1 protein-coding gene is annotated in these 238 nt (G+C 63.4%); it reads right to left on the reverse strand.

Going from position 1 to position 238, the window contains the following annotated elements:
- Positions 1-238, reverse strand: a 238-nt coding sequence (locus tag B4920_RS27845; protein WP_305847144.1) for a response regulator, incomplete at both ends; no start/stop codon positions are given.

Here is a 238-nt window from a genome sequence, read left to right on the forward strand (position 1 = left end):
TCAAGTCGCCGGTGCCGCGCAGGCGGCGACAGATGCTCAGGCCATCTTCGCCCGGCATCATCAGGTCGAGCACGATCAGATGAAAATGTTCGCGGCTGCGCAGCTTGTCCATTTGCTGGCCGTCGGCGACAGCCTTGACGTCAAAGCCCTGTTCGCCGAGGTAGCGGGTCAGCAGGTCGCGCAGGCGGGCGTCGTCGTCGACGACGAGAAGGTGGGTGTTTTGTTCGCTCATGCAGGC

Source organism: Zoogloea sp. LCSB751 (assembly GCF_002028455.1).
In the GTDB taxonomy this organism is placed as follows: Bacteria; Pseudomonadota; Gammaproteobacteria; order Burkholderiales; family Rhodocyclaceae; genus Zoogloea.